Annotated in this window: 2 protein-coding genes, 1 tRNA gene and 2 pseudogenes; 3 read left to right on the top strand and 2 right to left on the bottom strand. The window is 66.0% G+C overall.

The window, feature by feature from the left end:
• Positions 1-367 (bottom strand): annotated as a pseudogene (locus LPZ50_RS23685) (D-alanyl-D-alanine carboxypeptidase); the annotation flags it as partial.
• 202 nt (positions 368-569) lie between these two features.
• Positions 570-644, bottom strand: a tRNA-Arg gene (locus LPZ50_RS23680).
• Positions 645-885: 241 nt separating this feature from the next.
• On the opposite strand from LPZ50_RS23680, the gene LPZ50_RS23675 reads away from it, so the two are divergent.
• From LPZ50_RS23675 to LPZ50_RS23670, 3 genes and pseudogenes are all read left to right on the top strand, one after another.
• Positions 886-2,088: an MFS transporter gene (locus LPZ50_RS23675; protein ID WP_230665305.1), complete on the top strand. Its 1,203-nt coding sequence runs from the start codon at positions 886-888 to the stop codon at positions 2,086-2,088.
• A gap of 4 nt (positions 2,089-2,092) precedes the next feature.
• Complete coding sequence (locus tag LPZ50_RS25355; RefSeq protein ID WP_268903604.1) at positions 2,093-2,227, top strand: hypothetical protein; 135 nt, start codon at positions 2,093-2,095, stop codon at positions 2,225-2,227.
• A gap of 84 nt (positions 2,228-2,311) precedes the next feature.
• Positions 2,312-3,008 (top strand): annotated as a pseudogene (locus LPZ50_RS23670) (hypothetical protein); the annotation flags it as partial.

The following is a 3,008-nucleotide window of genomic DNA, read 5'->3' as shown; positions in this document are numbered from 1 at the left end:
CCGCCGGCAGCGCCGCCGCGCTGGCCACCGCGCGCGCCTTGGCCTTGCCGCGCTGGCGATGGACGATGGTGCTTTTGCGCGATTTGCTCTTGGACGCCACCACGGTTTTCCTGGCCGTGGTTTTCTTGCTGGCGCTTTTCCTGGAACTGGATTTCTTGGCCGTCGCCTTTTTGCTGGCGGTTTTCTTGGCGCTGGCCTTGGCCGTGGCCTTGCTGGCGGTTTTCTTGGCGGACTGAGCGCTGGGCTTCTTGGCCGCTTTGGCCTTGGCGGCCTTGCAGGCGGCCGATTTTGCGCTGGTCTTGCAGGGGTCGGACTTGGCCTGGGCCGTGCCGGGCAGCAGCGCGCCTAGCGCCAGGGCCAAAGGCACCAGGATGGCCGCAGCGGCGCGTTTCCAGGAAAAAACCATAACAATGACAGGGCAAATAGGCGCGCGACCAGGAGCAGGCCGTGTGTGGCTGTAGCGGAGCCGGGAAAATGCAGATGAATTATAGACTTACGTGCACAATTTAAACAGTTTTTTCAACTGTGGGGCAAGCACGCGATTGCAACAATGTGGGATGGGCGGCCGGTGGCCTCGCCGGGTGGAATCGAACCACCAATTGACCCTTAGGAGGGGCCGGTTATATCCATTTAACTACGGCGAGCGGTATAGAACACTGTAAGTGTTTGATAACAAAGCGTATTGCGCGCTTTGGGCAAACCTTGCAAGTGCCGAATTCTAGCATCCGCGGAACTGCCGGGCCCGGCCCGCCGCACACCCTACGGTAATCAGGGTCTCCCCTTATACGCAGCCGGCGTTTGTATATGATGCTGTTGTTCCGCGACACGCGAACCGCCCCAGGAGCAGGGGTGGCCAACAACGATACAACCGCCAGGCAGGCCAGGATGTCCCAATCTCAAACCCTTTCACTGCGTACCGTCTATCTGGGTACGCTGGTCGTGCTGCTTGCGATGGGCGTGCGGGCCACGTTCGGGCTGTTCATGCAGCCCATGGGGCTGGCCCACGGCTGGGGGCGCGATGTGTTCTCCATGGCCTTTGCCCTGCAGAACCTGGTGTGGGGCGCGGCCTGTATCCTGATGGGCATGCTGGCCGACCGCTACGGGTCCGGTCGCACGGTGGTGCTGGGCGCCTTGCTGTACATGGCTGGCATGATAGGCACGCGTTTCGCCACCGACGAAGTCAGCCTGTACCTGACGGCCGGCGTGCTGGTGGGCCTGGGGCAGGCGGGCACGACTTTTCCGGTGATACTGCCGGTGGTGGCGCGCTCGGTGCCGCCCGCCTACCGCAGCACCGCCATGGGCATCGCCAGCGCGGGCGGCTCGCTGGGCCAGTTCCTGGTGGTGCCGTCGGGGCAAGTGCTGATCGGCACTTTCGACTGGACGGGCGCGCTGTGGGCCTTGTCGATGCTGGTGGCCATCGGCGCGCCGCTGGCGTATTTCCTGCGCGGCAAGCCGGGCGCCCATGCCGGCGGGCAATCGCTGGCGGCGGCGGTGCGGCAGGCCATGCGGCATCCCTCGTTCCACTTCCTGTACGCCAGCTATTTCGTCTGCGGCTTCCACACGGCATTCATTACGCTGCACTTGCCGGCCTTCGTGGTCGATGGCGGCCTGAACGCCAGCCATGGCGCCACCGCCATTGCCCTGATCGGCCTGTTCAATGTGCTGGGTTCCTTCTACGCCGGCAAGCTGGGGGGGCGCCACAGTAAGAAGCTGCTGCTGGCGGGGGTCTACGGGCTGCGCGCCTTCGGCATGCTGTTGCTGCTGGCGCTGCCGCTGTCGCCGTGGGTGCTGTATGTCTTCGCCGCATGGATGGGCCTGTTCTGGCTGGGCACCGTGCCCCTGACGCAGGGCCTGATCGGCCAGATTTACGGCCTGCGCTATGCCGCCACGCTGTCGGGCATTGCATTCCTGGGCCACCAGGTGGGCAGTTTCATCGGGGTATGGCTGGGCGGGTACGTGTACGCCACTACCGGCAACTACGACCTGATGTGGTGGATCGGCGTGGTGCTGGCCGTGGTGGCCGCGGCCCTGTGCCTGCCGGTGCGCGAACAGCCCCTGGAACAGCAGCCGCTGCCGCAGGCGGCCTGACGCCATGGCCCGCCGCACCGCCTGGCGCATTCTCGGAGGCATCGCCCTGGCGGCGGTGCTGGCGCTGGGCTTCCTGGGATACACCATGCCTGAACTGCAGATGAACTGGGAAACCCTGGCAGCGATGTGCGGGTTTTGACGGCGGGCGGCCTGCCCGCACGTTTCCCGCAGGCACTGGCGCGGCAAGCCGGTTATTCTTACGGCGATTGCAGGTCCGCCCTTTATGCCCCAAGATTCGCGCCCCCTCATCACGCTGGAACAAACCGGCCAGTTGCCCCCGGCTGACACGCTGGTACTTACCGTGAACAACCGCCTGGCGCGGCGCCTGACGCTGGACCTGGCGGGGCATTTGCGGCGTGAACGGCAAGTCAGCGAACTGCCTCGCGTGCTGCCCCTGAATGCCTGGCTGGCCGAGGCCGCGGCCGAACTGGCTTTCGTGCCGGGCGCCGATCTGCCGGCATATCGGCTGGACACTTTCGCCAGCCAGATGGTGTGGGCCGATGCCATCGGCGAAGAAGAATCGGGCCGCGTGCTGCTCGATACCTCCCAGGCCGCCGCGCTGGGCATGGATGCCGATTCCTTGATGGACGAATGGCACCTGCAGGTGCCCGCCGGCGCCGACACCGACGAATACCGGGGGTTCTCGCGCTGGCGCCGTCGCTACCGCGAGCGCCTGGCCGGCATCGACGCCGAAGACGCCAACCAGGGATACGCGCGCGTGCTGGCCGCCCTGCAACAGCATGCGCTGCCCGCCGCGCGGCATCTGGTGCTGGCGGGCTTTACCGATATTTCGCCGCGCTTTTCGGCCCTGCTGGACGCGTTCCAGGAAAGCGGCGCGCAACTGGCCTGGCTGCAGGACAACGTGGCGGCGGCCGCCATGCCGGCGCGCTACTGCGCCGCCGACCGCGGCGCCGAATGGC

It is taken from the genome of Bordetella petrii (assembly GCF_020991325.1).
Taxonomy (GTDB): domain Bacteria; phylum Pseudomonadota; class Gammaproteobacteria; order Burkholderiales; family Burkholderiaceae_B; genus Bordetella_A; species Bordetella_A petrii_E.
The sequence above is the reverse complement of the archived record's forward strand: the minus strand, read 5'-3'. Positions and strand labels throughout refer to the sequence as shown.

Bases quoted from the DNA above. Each gene is read 5' to 3' on its own strand.
- LPZ50_RS23675 (WP_230665305.1), top strand. From the start codon at position 886: ATGTCCCAATCTCAAACCCTTTCACTGCGTACCGTCTATCTGGGTACG.
- LPZ50_RS25355 (WP_268903604.1), top strand. From the start codon at position 2,093: ATGGCCCGCCGCACCGCCTGGCGCATTCTCGGAGGCATCGCCCTGGCG.